The sequence below is a fragment of the Corynebacterium sp. CQ3829_602738 genome (genome assembly GCF_054478435.1).
Window position 1 is genome coordinate 1804226 of the sequence record NZ_CM137003.1, and the last position, 18614, is coordinate 1822839.

General features: G+C 62.7%; 23 protein-coding genes. 9 read left to right on the top strand and 14 right to left on the bottom strand.

Going from position 1 to position 18614, the window contains the following annotated elements:
* Positions 1 to 3: 3 nt before the first annotated feature.
* Complete coding sequence (gene wecB, locus ACX1NL_RS08660) at positions 4 to 1197, bottom strand: non-hydrolyzing UDP-N-acetylglucosamine 2-epimerase (protein ID WP_458897905.1); 1194 nt, start codon at positions 1195 to 1197, stop codon at positions 4 to 6.
* Between the two features lie 74 nt (positions 1198 to 1271).
* On the opposite strand from wecB, the gene ACX1NL_RS08665 reads away from it, so the two are divergent.
* Entirely contained in the window at positions 1272 to 1544 is a 273-nt protein-coding gene (locus ACX1NL_RS08665) for a hypothetical protein (protein WP_458897906.1), read from the top strand.
* Here the strand turns inward: ACX1NL_RS08665 and ACX1NL_RS08670 are convergent.
* A complete protein-coding gene (locus tag ACX1NL_RS08670) occupies positions 1541 to 2458 on the bottom strand; it encodes a Ppx/GppA phosphatase family protein (RefSeq protein ID WP_458897907.1) in 918 nt (305 codons plus the stop codon). The two genes, ACX1NL_RS08665 and ACX1NL_RS08670, sit on opposite strands and share 4 nt — an antisense overlap.
* On the bottom strand, positions 2455 to 3018 hold the full coding sequence (locus ACX1NL_RS08675) for a DUF501 domain-containing protein (protein ID WP_458897908.1): 564 nt from the start codon (positions 3016 to 3018) through the stop codon (positions 2455 to 2457). The genes ACX1NL_RS08670 and ACX1NL_RS08675 overlap by 4 nt, the downstream gene beginning before the upstream one ends.
* Before the next feature lie 165 nt (positions 3019 to 3183).
* Between ACX1NL_RS08675 and ACX1NL_RS08680 the strand changes: the two genes are divergently transcribed.
* Together ACX1NL_RS08680 and ACX1NL_RS08685 are read left to right on the top strand one after the other, a co-directional pair.
* Positions 3184 to 3726 (top strand): ImmA/IrrE family metallo-endopeptidase, encoded by a 543-nt coding sequence (locus tag ACX1NL_RS08680; protein WP_458897909.1) that lies wholly within the window; start codon positions 3184 to 3186, stop codon positions 3724 to 3726.
* A gap of 2 nt (positions 3727 to 3728) precedes the next feature.
* Positions 3729 to 4199: a hypothetical protein gene (locus ACX1NL_RS08685; protein WP_458897910.1), complete on the top strand. Its 471-nt coding sequence runs from the start codon at positions 3729 to 3731 to the stop codon at positions 4197 to 4199.
* A 63-nt stretch (positions 4200 to 4262) separates the two neighbouring features.
* On the opposite strand, the gene ACX1NL_RS08690 is transcribed toward ACX1NL_RS08685, so the two are convergent.
* The 5 genes from ACX1NL_RS08690 to ACX1NL_RS08710 all read right to left on the bottom strand — a co-directional run bounded on the left by ACX1NL_RS08690 (position 4263) and on the right by ACX1NL_RS08710 (position 9898).
* Positions 4263 to 4913 (bottom strand): septum formation initiator family protein, encoded by a 651-nt coding sequence (locus ACX1NL_RS08690; RefSeq protein WP_458897911.1) that lies wholly within the window; start codon positions 4911 to 4913, stop codon positions 4263 to 4265.
* A 24-nt stretch (positions 4914 to 4937) separates the two neighbouring features.
* Positions 4938 to 6602 carry an SWIM zinc finger family protein gene (locus tag ACX1NL_RS08695; protein ID WP_458897912.1) on the bottom strand — a complete coding sequence of 555 codons (1665 nt, stop codon included), beginning with the start codon at positions 6600 to 6602 and terminating at the stop codon, positions 4938 to 4940.
* A 176-nt stretch (positions 6603 to 6778) separates the two neighbouring features.
* Entirely contained in the window at positions 6779 to 7597 is an 819-nt protein-coding gene (locus tag ACX1NL_RS08700; RefSeq protein WP_458897913.1) for a type IV toxin-antitoxin system AbiEi family antitoxin domain-containing protein, read from the bottom strand.
* A gap of 159 nt (positions 7598 to 7756) precedes the next feature.
* Positions 7757 to 9031: a phosphopyruvate hydratase gene (gene eno, locus ACX1NL_RS08705; RefSeq protein WP_458897914.1), complete on the bottom strand. Its 1275-nt coding sequence runs from the start codon at positions 9029 to 9031 to the stop codon at positions 7757 to 7759.
* A 60-nt stretch (positions 9032 to 9091) separates the two neighbouring features.
* On the bottom strand, positions 9092 to 9898 hold the full coding sequence (locus ACX1NL_RS08710; RefSeq protein WP_458897915.1) for a lytic transglycosylase domain-containing protein: 807 nt from the start codon (positions 9896 to 9898) through the stop codon (positions 9092 to 9094).
* 135 nt (positions 9899 to 10033) lie between these two features.
* Here ACX1NL_RS08710 and ACX1NL_RS08715 point away from each other — a divergent pair, with 135 nt between their 5' ends.
* Complete coding sequence (locus ACX1NL_RS08715) at positions 10034 to 10450, top strand: hypothetical protein (protein ID WP_458897916.1); 417 nt, start codon at positions 10034 to 10036, stop codon at positions 10448 to 10450.
* Here ACX1NL_RS08715 and ACX1NL_RS08720 read toward each other — a convergent pair.
* Positions 10447 to 11052, bottom strand: a complete 606-nt coding sequence (locus ACX1NL_RS08720) for a MazG nucleotide pyrophosphohydrolase domain-containing protein (protein ID WP_458897917.1) — start codon at positions 11050 to 11052, stop codon at positions 10447 to 10449. The two genes, ACX1NL_RS08715 and ACX1NL_RS08720, sit on opposite strands and share 4 nt — an antisense overlap.
* Positions 11053 to 11086: 34 nt before the next feature.
* Between ACX1NL_RS08720 and ACX1NL_RS08725 the strand changes: the two genes are divergently transcribed.
* The 3 genes from ACX1NL_RS08725 to ACX1NL_RS08735 all read left to right on the top strand — a co-directional run bounded on the left by ACX1NL_RS08725 (position 11087) and on the right by ACX1NL_RS08735 (position 12463).
* Positions 11087 to 11734 carry an 8-oxoguanine DNA glycosylase OGG fold protein gene (locus ACX1NL_RS08725; RefSeq protein WP_458897918.1) on the top strand — a complete coding sequence of 216 codons (648 nt, stop codon included), beginning with the start codon at positions 11087 to 11089 and terminating at the stop codon, positions 11732 to 11734.
* Positions 11735 to 11879: 145 nt separating this feature from the next.
* Positions 11880 to 12071 (top strand): toxin HicA, encoded by a 192-nt coding sequence (locus ACX1NL_RS08730; RefSeq protein ID WP_181193099.1) that lies wholly within the window; start codon positions 11880 to 11882, stop codon positions 12069 to 12071.
* Positions 12068 to 12463, top strand: a complete 396-nt coding sequence (locus ACX1NL_RS08735) for a hypothetical protein (protein ID WP_239356436.1) — start codon at positions 12068 to 12070, stop codon at positions 12461 to 12463. Before ACX1NL_RS08730 ends, ACX1NL_RS08735 begins: the two co-directional genes overlap by 4 nt.
* Positions 12464 to 12932: 469 nt before the next feature.
* Here the strand turns inward: ACX1NL_RS08735 and ACX1NL_RS08740 are convergent, their stop codons facing one another.
* The 3 genes from ACX1NL_RS08740 to dnaG all read right to left on the bottom strand — a co-directional run bounded on the left by ACX1NL_RS08740 (position 12933) and on the right by dnaG (position 16969).
* The gene (locus tag ACX1NL_RS08740) at positions 12933 to 13547 is read right to left on the bottom strand and encodes a DUF5067 domain-containing protein (RefSeq protein ID WP_239356435.1); all 615 of its coding nucleotides are present in this window, start codon (positions 13545 to 13547) and stop codon (positions 12933 to 12935) included.
* A gap of 509 nt (positions 13548 to 14056) precedes the next feature.
* Positions 14057 to 14926 (bottom strand): DUF3800 domain-containing protein, encoded by an 870-nt coding sequence (locus ACX1NL_RS08745; protein WP_458897919.1) that lies wholly within the window; start codon positions 14924 to 14926, stop codon positions 14057 to 14059.
* A gap of 18 nt (positions 14927 to 14944) precedes the next feature.
* The gene (dnaG, locus tag ACX1NL_RS08750) at positions 14945 to 16969 is read right to left on the bottom strand and encodes a DNA primase (protein ID WP_458897920.1); all 2025 of its coding nucleotides are present in this window, start codon (positions 16967 to 16969) and stop codon (positions 14945 to 14947) included.
* 34 nt (positions 16970 to 17003) lie between these two features.
* Here dnaG and ACX1NL_RS08755 point away from each other — a divergent pair, with 34 nt between their 5' ends.
* Together ACX1NL_RS08755 and ACX1NL_RS08760 are read left to right on the top strand one after the other, a co-directional pair.
* Positions 17004 to 17396, top strand: a complete 393-nt coding sequence (locus ACX1NL_RS08755; protein WP_458897921.1) for a guanyl-specific ribonuclease — start codon at positions 17004 to 17006, stop codon at positions 17394 to 17396.
* Positions 17396 to 17713 (top strand): hypothetical protein, encoded by a 318-nt coding sequence (locus ACX1NL_RS08760; RefSeq protein ID WP_458897922.1) that lies wholly within the window; start codon positions 17396 to 17398, stop codon positions 17711 to 17713. The genes ACX1NL_RS08755 and ACX1NL_RS08760 overlap by 1 nt, the downstream gene beginning before the upstream one ends.
* A gap of 82 nt (positions 17714 to 17795) precedes the next feature.
* On the opposite strand, the gene ACX1NL_RS08765 is transcribed toward ACX1NL_RS08760, so the two are convergent.
* Both ACX1NL_RS08765 and ACX1NL_RS08770 read right to left on the bottom strand, forming a co-directional pair.
* Positions 17796 to 18146, bottom strand: a complete 351-nt coding sequence (locus tag ACX1NL_RS08765) for a hypothetical protein (RefSeq protein ID WP_458897923.1) — start codon at positions 18144 to 18146, stop codon at positions 17796 to 17798.
* 2 nt (positions 18147 to 18148) lie between these two features.
* The gene (locus ACX1NL_RS08770) at positions 18149 to 18607 is read right to left on the bottom strand and encodes a prevent-host-death protein (RefSeq protein ID WP_458897924.1); all 459 of its coding nucleotides are present in this window, start codon (positions 18605 to 18607) and stop codon (positions 18149 to 18151) included.
* Positions 18608 to 18614 lie beyond the last annotated feature (7 nt).

Below are 18614 nucleotides of genomic sequence, written 5' to 3' on the forward strand. Positions count from 1 at the left end.
CCTCTACGTGAGCCGCCAGTCATTCGTTATGAGTAGGTTGTGGAGTGCATCAGCAACCCGGTAGGAAGCTCTTCCTTCCCCGTACGGGCTTGAAACTACCGACATGGCTGCCCGCTCCTCCTCGTCATCCAATATCCGAGTAGCTGCCTCGACTATTCGGGTCGAGTCGGTACCCACTAACCGGACTGACCCCGACTGAAGAACTTCATGCCGTTCAGTCTTATCTCGCATCAGCAATACCGGTACACCTAAAGCTGGCGCCTCTTCTTGCACGCCACCGGAATCCGTAATCACCATCCAGCTACGTCTCAAGAGCGCGGTGAACTCCGGGTACGGCAAGGCATCGATTAAGAACACATTCTCCTTACCGGCCAGTTTCTGTTTGAATGCTTCTCTAACAAGCGGGTTGGCATGAAGCGGAACCACAAAAGAAACGTTGCTGAACGATTTGGCTAGTTGAGCTATCGCAGAAGCAATCTCCCCAAGTTTGTCCAGATTTTCCCTTCTGTGGGCCGTGATCAAGACGAACCTGGCGTCCCGATCAACCAGATCTTTAACGCGGTGGTCAGAGAACTCCACATCCCATTCCGCAACCTCATAGAGGGCATCGATGACCGTATTCCCCGTTATGACGATTTTTTCCTTGGGGATTCCTTCCGCCAGCAGGTTCTGTGCGGCATCGCCAGACGGCGCGCAGTGAAGTTCAGCTATCTGGCTAATTAACCGGCGGTTGGCTTCTTCAGGGAAGGGCGCACGAATATCTCCGGTCCGCAGCCCTGCTTCAAGGTGCGCCACCTTCACTCCCCTGTTGAACGCCGCCAATGCGGAGGCAAAAGCAGTCGTAGTATCCCCTTGGACGAGAGCCAGCCGCGGTCTAACTTCCGCGAGGATGGAGTCAAGACCATCAATGGTTGCCGCCAGGAGTTCATTGAGTGCCCTTCCCACAGGCATCGCTGGCAGTTGATAATCAGCTTGAATGCCAAACCGCTCGACTATCGACTCAAGCAGCTGCTGGTGCTGCGCCGTCGATACGACGACCACGTCGAGGTCGTCGTACGACTTCAGTCGACGGATAACCGGTGCAAGCTTGATGGCTTCTGGTCGCGTGCCATACACAACCATCACCTTTGGGTTTTCACTTACCATTCCACGTCCAAGCTGTTCTTTCTCCGCCCAAGATGAATCGATTCCGAGCATGCGGCTAGCTCCATGAACTCTACCGACAGTTGTGAAGTCAATGCGAACTTCCACTCCTAGATACACTAGCCACCATGTACCAATACGTTGTCGGGGCCGCCGCCGGGTATGTGCTCGGCACGAAAGCCGGCCGGAAGCGCTACCACCAGATCGTCAACGCCGCGCAGGCTGTCGCCAACTCGCCGGTGACCAAGCAGGTCACCGCCTCGGCACGCCGGGCTATCGCGAACAAGATTGATCCGGAGCCGCGCATGCGCGAGGTGAAGGACCTGCGCAAGGGCAGGAAGCTCCGTGGCGGTTCGGAAAAGCAGATCGAGGATACGATTTACGAGCCGGATCAGGATTAGGCCAGCCCGGCGACAATCCCGTCGAGGATGTCCTTCTCGCTGATGATGAAGCTGGTGGCGCCAGCTTCGCGTTCGAAAGTATCCATGAGCTGCTCCACCACCGTGGAGCCGGAGCCGATCACGTCCGCACGGCCGGGGTGGACGACCGGGTTCTCGCGGCGTTGCGCCGCGGTCTTGGCGCTTAGGTCGGCGGTTACCTCACGGAGACGCTCGAAGGGGATCTCCGACATGTGGATGCGCTCGGGGTCGTAGCTGTCCAGTCCCTGCGCTAGTGCGGAGAGCGTCGTAAAGGTACCGGCGCAGCCGACAAACGCCCGAGCATCTGCAAAAGGAACGGTGGACGCGGCATCGGCGATTTTTTCGTCGATAAGTGCGCGCGCCTCGGCGGTTTCCTCCGCTGTGGGCGGGTCGGTGCGCATGATGCGCTCGGTGATGCGCACACACCCCATTTGGGTGGAGATGGCGTGGCCCTCCATGACGAACTCGGTCGAGCCGCCGCCAAGATCGATCACGCAGAACGGGCCGCGGGCGGGGTCGATGTCTGCAGTGGCGCCGGCAAACGACAGCGCCGCTTCCTCCTCGCCGGTGATCACCTCGGCGACTGCCCCCGGCTGGATCTGGCCGAGCAGCTCGCGGGTCACGGCGAAGAAGTCCTCGCGGTTGGCGGCGTCACGGGTGGCGGAAGTGGCCACCATGCGCACGCGGGTGACGTTCTCGCGCTGCATCTCGTCGACGTAGTCCGCGAGCGCTACGCGGGTGCGCTCGATCGCCTCAGGGGCGAACTGGCCCGTCTCGTCGACGCCTTGGCCGAGGCGGACGATGGTGTTGCGGCGTGAGATCTCGCCGATGTCCGTTTCGTGGATGAGCAGTCGGATGGAGTTGGTGCCGCAGTCCACGGCGGCGACGCGGGTCATGCCAGGCCCTCCCCTGCTTCGGCGAGTGTGATGCCGAGGTCGGCGAGCGTGGGCCAGTCGGCGGGGATGGCGGTGCCGCGCAGGTCGCCGTGTTCGGCGGCCAGGGCCACGGCCTCGGTGCCGAAGCGGACGCGGTCCGGGCCTTCGGCGAGCGCGTAGGCGATCAGCACGTGGAGGCACTTCACGCGTTCCGGCATGCCGCCGCCGGAGAAGTCGGTGCCCAGGTCCTCGATGGCGTTGCGCTCTTTCAGGAAGTGCTCGTGGGCTGCCTGGTAGTCGGCGCGGAGGCGCTCGCCGGCGTCGCTGTATTCGTTGAGGCGGTGTTCCATCCACTTCATCACCTGCGCGACCTCGAGTCGGGAGGCCTCGGCGGTTAGGCGCGGGTCGGTGAGGTAGTAGAGGGTGGGGAACGGGGTGCCGTCGTCGAGCTTGGGCGCGGTTTTCACCACTGCCGGTTGGTTGTCCGGGGTGGTGTACGCAATGGCGAGCACGCCGCGCGGGGTGCGGCCGAGCTGCTCGGCGACGACGGCGAGTTGTTCGTCTGTGGGAGGAGTGTGCATGCGGGCCATTGTCCCACACGCGCAAGTAGCGTCGGCCATCATAACTACCCAAATCGAACATACGTTCCTCTGGCGGATGAAAAATTTCACAACGTCGACTATTGTTCGTCCTATCCACCTATTTAGTTCCAAACTAACTACACTTCAAACTGTGAGGTGATATCAATGCTGGTATGGGAAAAGGCACGATCCAGCGCAAGGTCGGTCCAGCAAGCATTCGCTTTAGAAACTCCTATCGATCTCGATTACCTGTGCGAGGAACTCGGCATTCGGGTACAAGTGGGTCATCTCCCCAATTTTTCCGGATTAATCATTAAGGAAAAAGGAAAGAGAGCGACAATCTACCTAAACGAGAAGGAGCCACCAACAAGACGTCGCTTCACTCTCGCGCATGAGCTGGGGCACTATTTTGAAAGAATCGCGTCCGACGATGACAGCTACTCATTCAGCGATTTCGTGTTCAGAAGCAACGATGAGGATGAAGTCATGCTTCCCCGGGGCGGCGAGTACAATCTCCAGGAATTTTTTGCCGACGAGTTTGCCGGTGAACTGTTGATGCCGGAGGAGAAATTCCTGAGTAAGTGGAATACCTTGGGCCTGAACGGAACGGCAGAATTCTTTGGTGTATCCAGAGCAGCCGCGCGTAAGCGTCATGAACGCATCTTGAAATCCCAGTCGACAGTTACAGCGGACAACCAGGTGCCATGAGAATGACCAGCAACGAAGGTAGTTTCGAAAAGTCACCCCACCATGTCGCCAGATTCGATCATGCCGCATCGGATTCAAACACTAAGCCAGTAGAAGGTACTAACGAAGCCGATCTATTTCGGGCAACGTACGAGCAGAGTCCGGCCGAGGTAAAACGGGAAGACAAGAGACTAGCAAAGTCTTTTGAACAAGCAGAAATTGACCGTTTCAATCAATCAAACAAACTCCGAACCCCTTTTATGGCATCAGCACTCGGTATGGCTGGGCTTCTCGTACTTTCACTTTCTGTTTGCATGGTCGTCCTAGCGTTAAAGGGCAATCTAGACCCGCAGCTAGGGATAGCGATTTCGGTGAGTTTCGCCGGTCAGGTAATTGGCATTGTTGGAATCGTCGCGCACTATCTTTTCAGCACACCACGTACTCATTTCGATAAACAGTCGTCAGACGATGAAGACGTTGACGATACTGACTAAAACGACATTGCACCAGCAGTTGAATAAGCAAAGTTAATTCGAACCCCTGGTTCTCACCTCTCACTAGTCTCTCGTGCTCATTTTAGCCGTCGGTACTGGTGCTTGCAGCACGACGGGAGCATCGGGCGCAGGCGCCTCAGGAGCCGGAGCTTCTGGCGCCACGGGAGCTTCTGGCGCTGGCGCTTCGGGTGCCGGGGCGGGCGGAGCGTCGTCGATAGGCGGAAGCTCCTCCCCCGGGACCTCGCGCAGGGAATCCCACATCACTTCCGGCCAGGTGCGGGTGTCCGGGATGTCATCCTTACCGGTGGTGATGGCCTCGGGGGCGGTCATGCGGGGGTCGATGATGCGCCAGGCGGTCTCGCCCTCCTCCATCACGCCCAGGCGGCGGCGGGCTTCCTGTTTGATAAAGGCATCGTCGTCGTACATGGCGATGTCGTCCTCCAGGGTCTTCTTCTGGGCCTCCAGGCGGGCGATGGACTCGTTGGCGCGGGCGATCTCGGCGCGACCCTCGTAGAAGTTGCGCAGCGGCGCGGCGATGGCCAGCAGCACGAGGATCAGCACGGCGATGAGGATGACCACACTCGCCATGTCCTGCTTCGGAAACGCAATGGCTCTGCCGCGCTGCTTGCGGCGCGCGGCGCGCTCGGCGTTTTCCCGGTCGCGGCTGGCAACGGGGACCGTGCTGGGGCGGCGGGTGCGGGAGCGCTTCGTCATAATCAGCAGATGATACGCCAGCGGCTAGATGCGCTCGAGGATCTCGCGGATTGCGGCGCGGCCGGCGTGGCGGTCGCGCAGGTCCTCCACCAGCTCGTTGAAGCGGGCCTGCGCTTTCGCGTCGTCGGCGACGAACTTGCGGATGTCGCGCAGCTCCGCCTCTAGGCGTTTGTAGCTGGGCAGGTCGCCCGCGGCGGCGAAGTGCTCTGCCAGGCGGAACATCAGCTCGGTGCCGCGGGCGCGGTCCACGTTCACACCGATGGCTGTGCCCATCTCAAAGATCAGCTCCGGGTCCAGCTCGTCGGGGCGCGGGTGTTCGGTGGCCACGCGGTAGCCCAGCTCAAAGTCGTCGAAGTGCTCGGCGTAGAGCAGCTGCAGGTTGCCCTGGATCCAGCTCGGCGCGGCGTCGATGACCTCCTGGGCCATGGCGGGGGTGGCGCCGTCTTCGTTCAGCAGCTCGCGGAAGCCCCGGCCCGGGTGGGCCTTGGCGTAGGCGGTGCGGAACTTCAGCAGCGCCCCGGGGCCGAAGTAGCGGTCCAGGCGGGCTGTCAGAGCCTCCATGGAGACGCCGGTGCCGCCGAGTCCCAGGCGCTTTGTGCTCACGCGCTCTTTCATTGCGGCTTCGAGCAGTTCGCGGGCGTCCTCGTCGCGGGCGCGCTCCTCGTAGAAGGCGAGCAGCTCGTCGCCTGAGAGCATCTGCTCGAGCGCGAGGTCGTCGCCACGCAGGCGTGCGATGCCCTCGCGGAGGTACTCCAGGGCGTCGCCGTAGCGGCCGTGGGTGTCCTGCGTGTCCTGCTTGTCCAGGCGGCGCTCCAGCTCGTCGATGGCCGGGATGTCCAGCCAGTCGGCGTAGTCGGCCAGGTCGGGCTCGCCGAAGCCGGATTCGTCGAAGACCAGGTTGGAGATCCACTCCACCACCTCACCCGGCGTCGGCGGGGCCTGCCGGTAGGCGGCGAGGTGGAGGATGATGGCAGTGCGGTAGGCGTCGGCGAGCGAGCCGTAGGCGTCGTCAGTGCGCAGCAGCATCTGCCCGATGCCCTCGGTGGCGGCCTCCAGCGGGCGCACCAGCTGCGCGCCCCAGCCGCGGTCGATGCAGGTGGAGCAGATGTCCAGCAGCGCGAACCACTCCTGCGCCACCTCCGCGGTCAAGCGCGCGGACCAGCCGGGGTTCTTGCGGCTCAAGCGGTCCACCCGTTTGGCGATTCGCCTACCGACGGCCTCCGGTCCCCCACCGTGCTCCGCCGCCCCAACCTCCAGCACGAGGTCCACATTCGGCTGCGCCACGCGCAGGTTGCGCACCAGCTGCACCAGCTGGTCGTGGCGCAGGTTGGCCACGTATTCGTCGATCTCGTCGTCGAACACGGCCTCCGCCGCGGCCGCCGCCTGGACGTTGGGGGTGAAGACCTTGCCGCGCTCGCTGATCAGCTTCAGCGCGGTGGCAACCGCGTGGCGACACCACTCGTGCTCGATCGCGCAGTCGCACTCGGCCTGCAAGTCCGCGCCGCTGAGTAGGAGCCGCACGTGGTACTCGTGCGGCGCGGTGACCGTGGAGCGCACCACGTTGTCGGTGCGCTCGGTGATCTCCACACGCTGCGGGTCGATCTTCTGCCCGCGGTCAAAACTCGCGTGGTCGGTGCGCTCCGCCAGGTAGTCCACGGTCAGCTGATCAAACATGGTACGAATGGTCACCCGTCCAACTTTACGTGCTCTCGCCCCAACGCTGCCTAATCACTGGACAGCGCCGGATCCAGCCCCTCAGAGACATACGGCATCGCTGCAGGGAAATGATGTTGCGTCGCAAAAGTTGGCATTCCGGCGATTTTCGGTGCGCGTTTGCCGAGGTGGGAAATGTGCATCGTTAATTTTTACGAACACACGCCTTGAGTCCGCTGCCTTGCCATCCGATCGAGCTGCTTCCGGAGTGGTTCTAGTGCTATTTCGATTTGGTTGTTAAGCAATTGCAATACGCTGTCATCGATAGTCTCGACCCTCATCCCTTTCGCAGTGTGAACCAGTCGTTTGCGAAGTTCATCGATGTCCTCCACGGAGGACGCTTCAGCACTCAGCTCGGAGACCAACTGCGTACCGGTTTTTGCCCCGTAGGAACGAGCTGCCGGCTCCAGCTTCTCGGCGAGGTCATCTATGCGTACGTTCTCCTTCCGCAGGGCATCTGCGACAAGGTCAGCCAGGTAGCCCCTTTCGATCTTCAGTTCAGCCAGGTCGCCTACCGTCCTGGCCACGCTCGTCACCGGCAACCCGTCCACGGACACAATGTCCGTCTCAGGAATCTCCCGGCGCGTGTAGATACGGATCCCCTGCTGCCGCGTCTGCTTCGTGCCGCCAGTTGAAAACGTGAGTTTCGGCGGGATCAATCGCCCAATGCCGTGGATGCGTGCTGCAGACTCGTGAGAGACCACGACCGGCTGCTCATCCTCCCAGCGTTCGTCGATGAGCTTCTTCGCCTCGAGCGACAGCCACGCGGCACGAATCTCATCCTGGGGCCCAGCCTGATGGGAGGGCAGCAGGTACACACCGTGCCTCGCTCGATCGAGGTCACCCTTCTCAGCCAACCGCGACAGTTGCAGCCTTTCCACGCCCTCCCGACCAGCCTGTGCCGTAGTCACGATCCCCCACTGATCGGAGGCGATTATTTCCAAGGTCGCAAGCACCTCCGCTTGCTTCATACACCCCTCCGTCATTTTGTATCGATTTTGACTGACGATTGTATCACCCAGAAGGATACAATCGTCAGTTTAAACTGATACAAACGTTAATCCAACCGACACGACGGAGGCCCCGCGCCGGAAACGGGCGGGGCCGAAGGTGCGTCGATAGGCAGGTGCTTACTTGAAGCGCGGGAAGGCGGAGCGGCCCGCGTACTCGGCGGCCGGGCCGAGCTCCTCCTCGATGCGCAGGAGGCGGTTGTACTTGGCCACACGCTCGGAGCGGGCCGGCGCACCGGTCTTGATCTGGCCGCAGGACAGCGCCACGGCCAGATCCGCGATGGTGGTGTCCTCGGTCTCGCCGGAGCGGTGCGACATCATGGTGCGGTAGCCGTTGCGGTGGGCCAGCTCCACGGCGTCGAAGGTCTCGGTCAGGGTGCCAATCTGGTTGACCTTAACCAACAGCGCGTTGGCGGCGTTTTTCTCAATGCCCTCGGCCAGGCGCTTCGGGTTGGTGACGAAGAAGTCGTCGCCGACGATCTGCACCTTCTCGCCCAGCTGCTCGGTCAGTGTCACGTAGCCGTCCCAGTCGTTTTCATCCAGCGGGTCCTCGATGGAGACGATCGGGTACTGCTCCACCAGGTCCGCGTAGACCTTGATCATCTCCTCGGCGGAGTGCTTGCCGCCCTCGAAGTTGTAGGCGCCGTCCTCGAAGAACTCGGAAGAAGCGACGTCGAGGGCGAGCGCGACGTCGTCGCCCGGGGTGTAGCCGGCCTTCTCAATAGCCTCAACGATGAGGTCCAGGGCTTCCTTGGTGGAGCCGACGGACGGGGCGAAGCCGCCCTCGTCACCCAGGCCGGTGGACAGGTCCTTGGACTTCAGCACGCTCTTGAGCGCGTGGTAGACCTCGGCGCCCATGCGCAGCGCCTCGGTGAAGGTCTCCGCGCCGATCGGGGCGATCATGAACTCCTGCACGTCCACGCCCGAATCCGCGTGGGCGCCGCCGTTGAGGATGTTCATCATCGGCACCGGCAGCACGTGCGCGTTCGGGCCGCCGATGTAGCGGTACAGCGGCAGCGCGGCCGAATCAGCGGCGGCCTTCGCCACAGCCATGGACACGCCCAGAAGGGCGTTCGCGCCCAGCTTCTTCTTGTTGTCGGTGCCGTCGAGCTCGAGCATCAGCCTATCGACGATCCGCTGGTCGTCCGCCTCAATCCCCGCCAACTCGTCCGCGATGGTCTCGTTGACGTTCTCGACAGCCTTCAGCACACCCTTGCCGGCGTAGCGCTCGTCGCCGTCGCGAAGCTCGTGCGCCTCGTGCTCGCCCGTGGACGCGCCGGACGGCACGCCGGCGCGGCCGTGGGAGCCGTCCGCGAGCAGCGCCTCCACCTCCACAGTCGGGTTGCCTCGGGAATCCAGGATCTCGCGGGCGAAGATGTGCATGATGTCGGCCATGGTGACTCCTTGCATGGGTCGAGTGCTGTCTTACCGCGTACCAGCTTAGCCCGGGTTTGGCTAGCGGTGTGCCGGCTGGTTCAGCGCGTAGTTCGCCGCGGCGTCGCGGACTTTGGCCACGTAGTCATTGGACTGGTTGTAGGCGAAAATCGCCTGGCGCCAGCCCTCCTCCGTGGCCAAGTCGCGGGTGGCGCCGCCGGAGTTGCACAACAGGTTGGCCGCGCCGAGGGCGGCGTCGTCGATCTGCTGCGGGTCCGGATGGCCGTCGCCGTTGGCGTCGCGCCCGTAGCGCGCCCAGGACTCGGGGATGAACTGCATCGGGCCCACAGCGCGGTCGAACTCGGGGTCGTTGTCGAAGGCGCCTTGGTCGGTGTCGGTGACGTGGGCGAAGCCGTCGCCGTCGAGCTTCGGGCCGATGATCGGCGGCTCCGGGTAGCCGTCCTGGTTTAACTGGGAGTTGTTGAAGTGGCCCGTGTAGGTGCCGTGGCGCGTTTCCACCCAGCCGATGCCGGCGAGCGTGTTCCACTGCAGGTTGCAGGCAGGCCAGGACTCGGCGGCGATCAGGGCGGCGTTGGCGTAGGCGCGGATGGCCTGGCCGGGGACGTTGGTGGCGTTGCCGATGTCCTGCGACCAGTCGAAGAGCAGGTCGGAGGTGCGGCCGGGGCCGTGGACGTCGATAGGCGGGGGTGCTACGGCGGCCGGCGGCGGCATCGTGGTGGGCACCGGCTGAAGCGGCTCGTGGCGCTCTGGGGTGGAAAACGCGGCGATCAGCCACGCCACCAGCGCAACCACCATCACCACCGCGGCGGCCGCGACGAGGACACCCGCGCAGCCGCACCCGCGCGCTACTCGCCTGGCTGCTGACATGACCGGAGAGTGTACCGCGCGGATGCCCGCGAATGACTAACGCGCCGGTGAAATAGCACATCTGTCACACCTGCCACTTGTTTAACATGTATGATTCTCCGCGACCTTGTTTCTTCCCCGAAAGGACCCCTCACAATGCGCCGTATCGCAACCCTTGCCGCCGCTGGCCTGATGGCCGCGGCCGCCATCGCCTCCCCCGCCACCGCCCAGGCTCAGACGCAGTCGCTCGAGCTGATCAAGCTGCTCAACGGCAACATCGCCACCGCCAACTGCGACGCCCTGCGCGTCGGCCTGACCTCCACCAAGATGGTCGGCCCCGACACCACCCGCTCCCAGCTGGTTTCCAACGTGAACAACGTCGTGGGCACCGACGCCACGCTGCGCCTGGTGTCCGCATCCACGGTCGGCGCGCTTGCAGACCGCGCTTTGGAGTGCGGCATCGTCAAACCCGACCCGGCCACCCCGATGGACAAGTTCTTCGAGATGAGCTCCCAGATGTCCTCCCAGGCCAACCTGCCGGAGATCCGCAACTACATCGGCGCGCTGCGCTAGCGCTTCTCGGCGGCCTTGCCTTCCTCCCACAACCGGTCCTGGGTGGCTTTGTCCACGGGGCCGGTTGAGCCGTCGAAGAGGTAGGGCGCGCGGCGGCGCATCTTCTGTACGAACGCGTCGGCCACGTCGCCGAAGTCGAACGCTCCGGTCTCCTGCGCGATTTCGGCATGGAACAGGATTTGGAGCAGCAGGTCGGACAGTTCGGACTTTAGATCGTCGATAGGCAGCTTGCGCTCGATTGCCTGCGCGACCTCCTCAGCCTCCTCCCGAAGAAACGGCAGGAGGCTTTCGTGCGTCATGGCCTGCTCCCACTCGCCGCGGCGGCGCGCGGCGTGCATGGTGCGGGTGGCCTGGAATACCGGGTCGTCGAGGCTGTCGACCTTTTCCGTCGTCGCGCCCTCCCCTTGCCAGCGCAGGACCTCCGGGTCGTCCGGATCGGTGGAAATCAGCCAGCTGCCCGTGCCGCCTTTGACGTTGAGGGCCCAGCGGACGTCGACAGGCACCTCAGGCGTGAAAGCGACATCGCCGCTGATGCGGCAGGCGAGGTGCAGGGGGATGAGGGAGGGCCAGCGGGGGTCGAGAAGCAGGACGGTTGCGGTCATGTTGGGCAAGTCTAAGGGCTCTAAGATGGTGCGCATGACTCAGATTGCTCAAGCCCTCGAGACCGTCAAGCCCACCGCGCAGGACGCGCTCGGCGACTCCGTGACCTTCTCCCCCATCCGCTGGAAAACCGGGTGGCCGCACCACCTGCGCCGCGTGCCGCCGTTCCGCGACGACGCCACCGCCTCCATTACCCGCTCCGAAGTGTTCGCGTTCGGCGAGGACGTGCGCGAGTCCGGTTTTGCGCGCGAGCAGATCATCGACTTTCTGGGCGCCTGCTTCGCCTACGTTGCCGGCCAGTCCAACCAGGTGATGCAGATGCAGGCGTTCCTGCGGAACAAGGGGAATGCGTCTCAGCTCCTGGCGGCGGTGCGGAAGCTTGACGGTGTGGGGGCCGTCGACGCTTACGGTTCTTTGGTTGCGACTGGCCTGCCGCCGAAGTTCGCGTCGGCCGTGGCGTACTTCCTGGCCGGGGAGCAGGAGTCGGGTGAGGCTTCGAAGCCGGTGATCATTTGCTCCAACCGCGCTCGTTTGGCCGGGCTGTCTTCTGACGCTGACTGGACCGCCGAGGAGTACGGCGAGTACCTGGCCGCGCTGGCTTTGGCGCGCGACGCTTACGATTCGTCGCTGCAGTTGGACGCCGTCGAGTGGGCACTGCGCGAGTTCGCCCGCCGCTCCGAGTAAGGGGAATATGTGCGATCCGGCGAGCTCAGGGAAAACCTGAATTCGCCGGGTTTTGTTTTTGGTGGTCAGTGGCGGGCAGTACATCACCAGCCCCTTCCGTTTATCCCCCTAAACTTGATTAAGTCAATCGCGCTAAACTAGCATCGTGACAAAACGCAAGGACATCCTCAAAGCGATATCCCACTACGCAAAGACAACCGAGCAGGAACTCACCATCAAAGAAGGCGGAAACCACACACGCATATGGGTCGGTGACCGCTACACGACTGTTCCCCGGCATCGAGAAATTCCCGATCTCGCCGCCCAAAAGATTTACAAGCAGATTGGACTGAAATGACGATGAACTGTTTTACCGCGACTGTCGAACGTGACTCCGGCTGGTGGGTCGGCCAACTCGATCAAGACCCTGGTGTCATTGTCCAAGCGCGTCGCCTTGATCAGATTGAAGACGAGCTCAAAGACGCCCTTGGACTTTTTCCCGAGCTGACCCACGATGCAGAGTCTGCCCAGATCGAACTCGCCATCGGTGGCGAAGCGGAAAAGGCGGCGCTTTCGGCACGAGACGAGCTCGAAGAGCTGCGTCGGCGAGAACACGATCAACTGGGGAAGATCGCCCAGCACGCGAAAGACCTCTCTGAACGCGGTTACAACTACCGTGACATCGCCTACCTCCTGGGCATCAGCTACGGCCGAGTCGGGCAGATTCTCAAACAGCACTCCGCAGCGTAAAGCCAATGTTTGCCCCGGTTTCGAGGGTTTCACCATTTGGGCCCAGTGTCAGCTGGCAGCGCATCAGAGCGTACTCACGCCCTGGAAGGCAGTCGCTGGGTAGGGCTGTTTGGGGAATGTGGCAAATATTTGCCACATTCCAATTTCGGTATATCCCTGCCCTTTACCGGTTGCCGCGGAAGGCGCGGTCGTTGAGGTTCCGGCGGGCCTTCTCGAGCGCGACGAGGTCGGAGAAGAGGGCGTTGTAAGCCTCCTCTTACCTAGTAGATCGCCATAGGGTTAAAGAGGATGCTTACTCCAAGCTGCTCGTCGTTCGTCACCCGGTGCCTCATCATGTTCAGTCGCACTCGAAACGTAAACGTCCAGAAGTAAGCATCCTGGACCTACATCATCGAAACATCCCAACGAACGCATAAGAAAGCCCAACTCCAGTCTCCCGGAGCTGGGCTAACACGTTGACTCGCGAGGCTTACTTAATCGGGTATACCTGCTTGCCCGCAGCATTCTTCAGAAGCACACCTGTCTGCGCAGTAAGCGTCACGGGGAGATCTGCTTCCTTCAGTTCGTAAGCGAACTTGGCGGTCACTTTACCGTTCGGCTTAACGACCTTCCTATCTGCTAGATCATCGGTGTAAAAGGCGGCCATCCGCAGATCCTGACGGACATTTTCGTCCTCCTGCTTAGCGGAGAAGGTTCCGAGCCATGCTTCGATGGTGTCGACCTCGCGTGCACGCTTGTTGGTGAAATCGTAGGTGAACACAATTACTGGTTTCGAGCCCCACACATTCTCGCGCCCGCCCGCGCGGACAACTTCGACCTTGGTGATCTCAAAGCGGTAGTCGAGAGAATCGAGAAGGTTATTCTCAAACTTCCCGGACTGCGCTTCGGTGGTCGGATTTGGAGTCGGTGTCGGCGCCGGCTGCTCCAAGGCTGGTTTGGCGGTGGTGGAAGGAGCCGGGTTGGTGCCACCCTCGCTCGAACCTGCACCGATGCCAACCAGAGCGAGCAACAGGACAATCACGCCGATAATGGGTCCGGCGAGCTTGACCAGATCCTCAGGCTTAGTGGGGAGCTTAAAGTCCATCTGACTTCCTTTCAGGAACCGTTGAGGCGCCCGGGCGGAACCTCATCAAAGTGTTACTTTAACCTGTGAACGCACGTTGCGACAGTTGTCCTCAAAAGTGCCGAAGACGCTTTAATAGTTCCGCGCCGATTCGCGCGGATTCACCATCGGGTTTTCACCATTTGAGGTCCGACGCCAGCTGCCAGCGCACCAGAGCGCGCTCGCACCGTGAAAGGCAGCCGCCGGATGAGGCCGTTTTTGGAATGTGGCAAATATTTGCCACCTTCCGATTTCGGATTTCGGCACAGCCCGTCCCTTACCGGTTGCCACGGAAGGCGCGGTCGTTGAGGTCGCGGCGGGCCTGCTCAAGTGCGACGAGGTCGGAGAAGAGGGGGTTGTAGGCCTCTTCGTCGTCGGAAGGCCGCATGCGCTGGGCCTTGACCCCACACCCACCTAATCATTACCATTCGAGATAGACCGAGAGGGGCGCTACGTACCCCGTTGCAGCAATGCACTCGGTCTCTTTCCTTTTATCGACTGTCTGTGTCAAACGGGAAAATGAGGTTTGGAGATCCATCGCTTTTCCACACCAACTTTTGGTTCTGTGTGAACTGCATTTCCCAGCCGTGAACTTCCCGGTCCTGGGTAGTCCATGGTGGAGTGCGTGCTGCAGGCATTTGGACATTGTCCAGGTTGCTGAGAACTTTGAGGCCTCTTCCGATAACCGAGTGCGGGTAACCGTCCGCAGACCTTGCAAATGTTCTTAGATACCCTGGGTCGCCGTGGTTTAAATGCCTCGAAAATCCACCGGCCACGAGGTCCGCTATCTGGATGCCAATACTTTCCTCAGACGGCATAAATGCGATGGTGTCGGCGATTCGGTCATACTGAAAAAATGGTGAGCCCTGACGCAAACTTTCGCGAAGGGCTTTGTCTTCCTTACGCTCTTCGTCCATCAATACGAGCCCGGAAGTTCCATGCTTCTGGCAGTTCATCTGAACTCTCTCCAGCAGGAGCGTCAGCGCTTCCGAAATTGCGCTTTGATCGCCACTTAAACGCTCTTTGTTAACCCCAACGCAGAGAGCTTCCGCGGACGGAATAGATAAGGCTGCTCGGAGACAGGAATAGACCAAAGCCCTCCGTTGATTCATCTCCGTCAATCCCGAGCGAAGCATCCACTGAGGTTTTGTTGGCTTGTTATCCCTGAGAGTTGCAACGTGATGAAACTTCAACTCAGTCGGGTAGCCAAGCTCCATCCCGTAGAAGCGAGCTTGCTGGGTTACTGCCTTTTTCAGCAATGGCAGATCGTCGCTGTCGATCCCGAATCCTGCGAGAACAAAAAACGGTTTCCCCTTCCCTGGAACCCGCGAACCGGAATCGTCAAAGTAAAACAAACGCAAGATCAAGCTCCTCGGGTGCTACCGGTTACCGCGGAAGGCGCGGTCGTTGAGGTCGCGGCGGGCCTGCTCGAGCGCGACGAGGTCGGAGAAGAGGGCGTTGTAGGCCTCCTCGTCGTCGGAAGGCCGCATGCGCTGGAGCTGCGACTTCAGCTGAGCGATCTGCTGGCCCACGTGGGCTTCCTGCAGGCGTGAGAGCACGGAGTCGGCGTATTCGTAGAGGTCGTCGGCGTGGATGGGCTCGACGGCCAGCTCGGAGACGAAGTTGCGGCCGGCGTAGTCGCGCATCTCGCCGGCGACCGCGGCGAGGAAGTTCGAGGCGTCCGGGGTGCCAGCGGCGGGGCTCTCAGGGGTGGCGCCAGGTGCGGAGCCGTCCGAGCCCGGAGCACCCGCGGCAGCTGCGGCAGCCCCGGCGCGGGCGCAGCCGCCGGCGGCGGTGATCGCCTCGCGGACCTGGTGGTAGGCGTCGTGGGTGAAGGCGTCCGGGTTGATGCCGTCGAAGTAGTTGCCGGCAGCGGCCGGGTGCTGCAGGGCCAGCTTCAGGGCCTCGCGCTGGGGCCACAGCACCGGGTCGTCGGGACGCGGCGGGATGAGGATCTCGGACTGCGCGCCGGAGCTGTCGGGGCCGACGGCAGCACCCGCGCCACCGGCGGGACCACCAGCGCCGGCCGCGCGCGCCGGATCCTTAGGCGCGCGCTTTTGCTTCTTCGGCTTCTTGGCCTCGGCGCGGACCTGCTCCAGCACCTCATCCGGGTTCGGCCAGCCGACCCAGCCGGCTAGGCGCCGGGCGTACTCCTGCTGGAGCACTTTGTCGGAGATGGTGGCGACGACGGGGACGGTGCGTCGTAAGGCTTGCACGCGCCCCTCGGCGGAATCCAACGAGTAGTCCTTCAACAACGACTCGATGACGAACTCGTACACGGGCACGCGCGAGGCGACGAGGTCGCGCAGGGCCCCGTCGCCGCGCGCAAGGCGCAGGTCGCACGGGTCCATGCCGTCGGGGGCGACCGCGACGAAGGACTGCGCGCCGAACTCCGCGTCAGTCTCGAAGGCGCGCATGGCGGCCTTGCGGCCGGCCTCGTCGCCGTCGAAGGTGTAGATCAGCTCGCCACGGAAGAAACTGTCGTCGAGCATGAGGCGGCGGATCAGGCTCATGTGGTCGCCGCCGAACGCGGTGCCGCAGGTGGCCACCGCCGTATCCACGCCCGCGGCGTGCATCGCCATCACGTCCGTGTAGCCCTCCACCACCACCGTCTGGTGCTTCTCCGCGATGTTCTTCTTCGCCTTATCAATGCCGAAGAGCACCTTGGACTTGTGGTACAGCAGCGTGTCCTGGGTGTTGATGTACTTGCCCAGGCGGTCGTCCTCGAACAGCTTGCGGGCGCCGAAGCCGATGACGTTGCCGGCGGTGTCCTTGATCGGCCAGATCAGCCGGCCGCGGAATTTGTCGATCGGCCCGCGTTTGCCCATCGAGGACAGGCCGGCGTCGATAAGCTCCTGCACCTCAAAGCCCTTGCGCAACAGGTGCTTGGTCATCGGGTCCCACGCGTAGGGCGCGTAGCCGCATTCGAAGTCGTAGATGAGCTCGCGGGAAAAGCCGCGCTTGAGCAGCATCTCGCGCGCAGGGGCGGCGTCCTCGGTCTCCAGCTGCTCGCGGAAGAACTCGTGCGCCGCCTTGTTCGCCGCCAACAGGCGCTGACGCGTGCCGCGGTCCACCTTGCGCGCGCCCGTGGATCCACCTTGGTAATTGATGTGGTAGCCGATGTGGTCCGCCACCGCCTCCACGGCCTCGGGGAAGCTCAGCTGCTCCATCTCCATGAGGAAGCTGAAAACGTCGCCGCCCTTGCCCGTGGAGAAGCAGTGGTAGTAGCCGTGCGCGGGGCGGACGTGGAAACTCGGGGTGCGCTCGTCCTTGAACGGGCTCAAGCCCTTCAACGAGTCGTGACCGGCAGGTTTGAGCTGCACGTACTCCCCGACAATCTCGTCGAGCGGCGCGCGCTGACGGATAGCCTCAATGTCGCTATCCGGAATTCTGCCCCTAGCCATGGCGCTCACTCTAGCGCGTGGCACGATATTGCCCATGAAGCGCCTATCCGTCCTGCTCGCGTGCCTGTTTTTGAGCAGTTGCCTATCGACGCCACCTCCGGCCCCTCCTGAGTCGTCGGCTGAGTCAGCTTCCGGGCTGCCCGCGTGCGGCTCGCTTCCCGACGAAGCCTGGGACACCGTCGACCTCATCGAAGCCGGCGGCCCCTTCCCCCACCCGGACAACGACGACCGCCGCTTCGGCAACTACGAACGCATACTCCCCGAGCAGCCACGCAACTACTACCGCGAGTACACCGTGGACACCCCGGGCGTGAACCACCGCGGCGCGCGCCGCATCGTCACCGGCGGCGGAGCGGACGGCCACGTCGACGAGTGGTTCTACACCGCCGACCACTACGAATCCTTCTGCGAAATGGAGGTCAACTAATGCCCGCTGTTTTTGTGATGCGCCCGGTGCGCTCGATCGAGGACCTCGGCGCCGCCATCATCGCCGCCGTCTACGGCGCGGGCGCGGCTGCTTCCCCCGACGCTGCGTCCCCTGACGGTGCGTCCCCTGACGCTGTGTCCGCAGACGGTGCGTCCCCAGACGCCCGCCCGGTGCCGCGCAACCTCGACGCCCTGGCCGACCTGTTGCGCGAGACCCGCGTGAAACGTGTGGTGGTGGCGGATTGGGGGATGCCGGAGGCGTCGATAGGCGGGCTGCTCGAAGTCCTCACCGACGAAGGCGTCGAGCTTTCCCGCTAGACCCCTAGTAACAAACCCCTATTAAGGCCCAAAATGGCGCATACTCGGGCTTTGTTACTAGGGGTTTGCGGGGCGGGAGGGGCTACTTCGTCTCGTTCGGGTGGCTGGTGTGCACGGCCTCGAGGAAGACCGTGCGGTCATCGACATAGAACCAGATCCGCGCCGAGCCCTTCAGCGTCGGTTTGTGCTGCCACCGCTCGTACGAGCGCCCGCCACGCCGCACGGCCCCAAGCTCTCCCTTCAGCCGATAGTTGGTGGAAGTGGTGGACGTCGGGGTCCTGGTGAGGAAATCCCATGCATCGGCCATCGGGTTCCGCATGGTCGCCACCAGGTCACGCCACCCCTTCTTCGCCCCGGACGAGGCGAAGCGGATGTCGTACTCGACCTTCTTTGCGGGGCGTGGGACCAGCTCCCCCGTCCTCCCGGCCGCCATCGTCAGGGCCGCTCCACTGGCTCACTGTCGTCGAGCCAGTCGGTTTCGACGTCCCCGAGCCCTGCCGCGATGGCGGTCGCAGTTTCCTTCCAGGCGGTGAACTCTGCGAGGGCGAGGTGTGGTTGTTCGGTGGCGAAGGAGGCGCGTGCTGCGTCGATAAGCTCTTGCGAACATAATTCCCTGTCCGCCTGCGACAGCGCCAACATCCAGGGGAACGCTCGGGCCATTCGCTCACTGAGGCTGCTGACGCCTTCCGTGGCGACGGTGACGAGTTGCGCCGCGAGCTCCAGCAGCTGCGCCCGCCCCTGCGCCTCCCGCGCGGACATGAGCACCAACGACTCCCCATCGCGGCGCGTGACCGTGACCGGGTGCTTCTCCGCTTCGGCGAACACCTCGGCGGACCGCTTGCTCAGGTCGGATGAGCGGCGGGTGTGCGGTGTGGTTCCTGCTGCAAGTGTCATGGCTCAA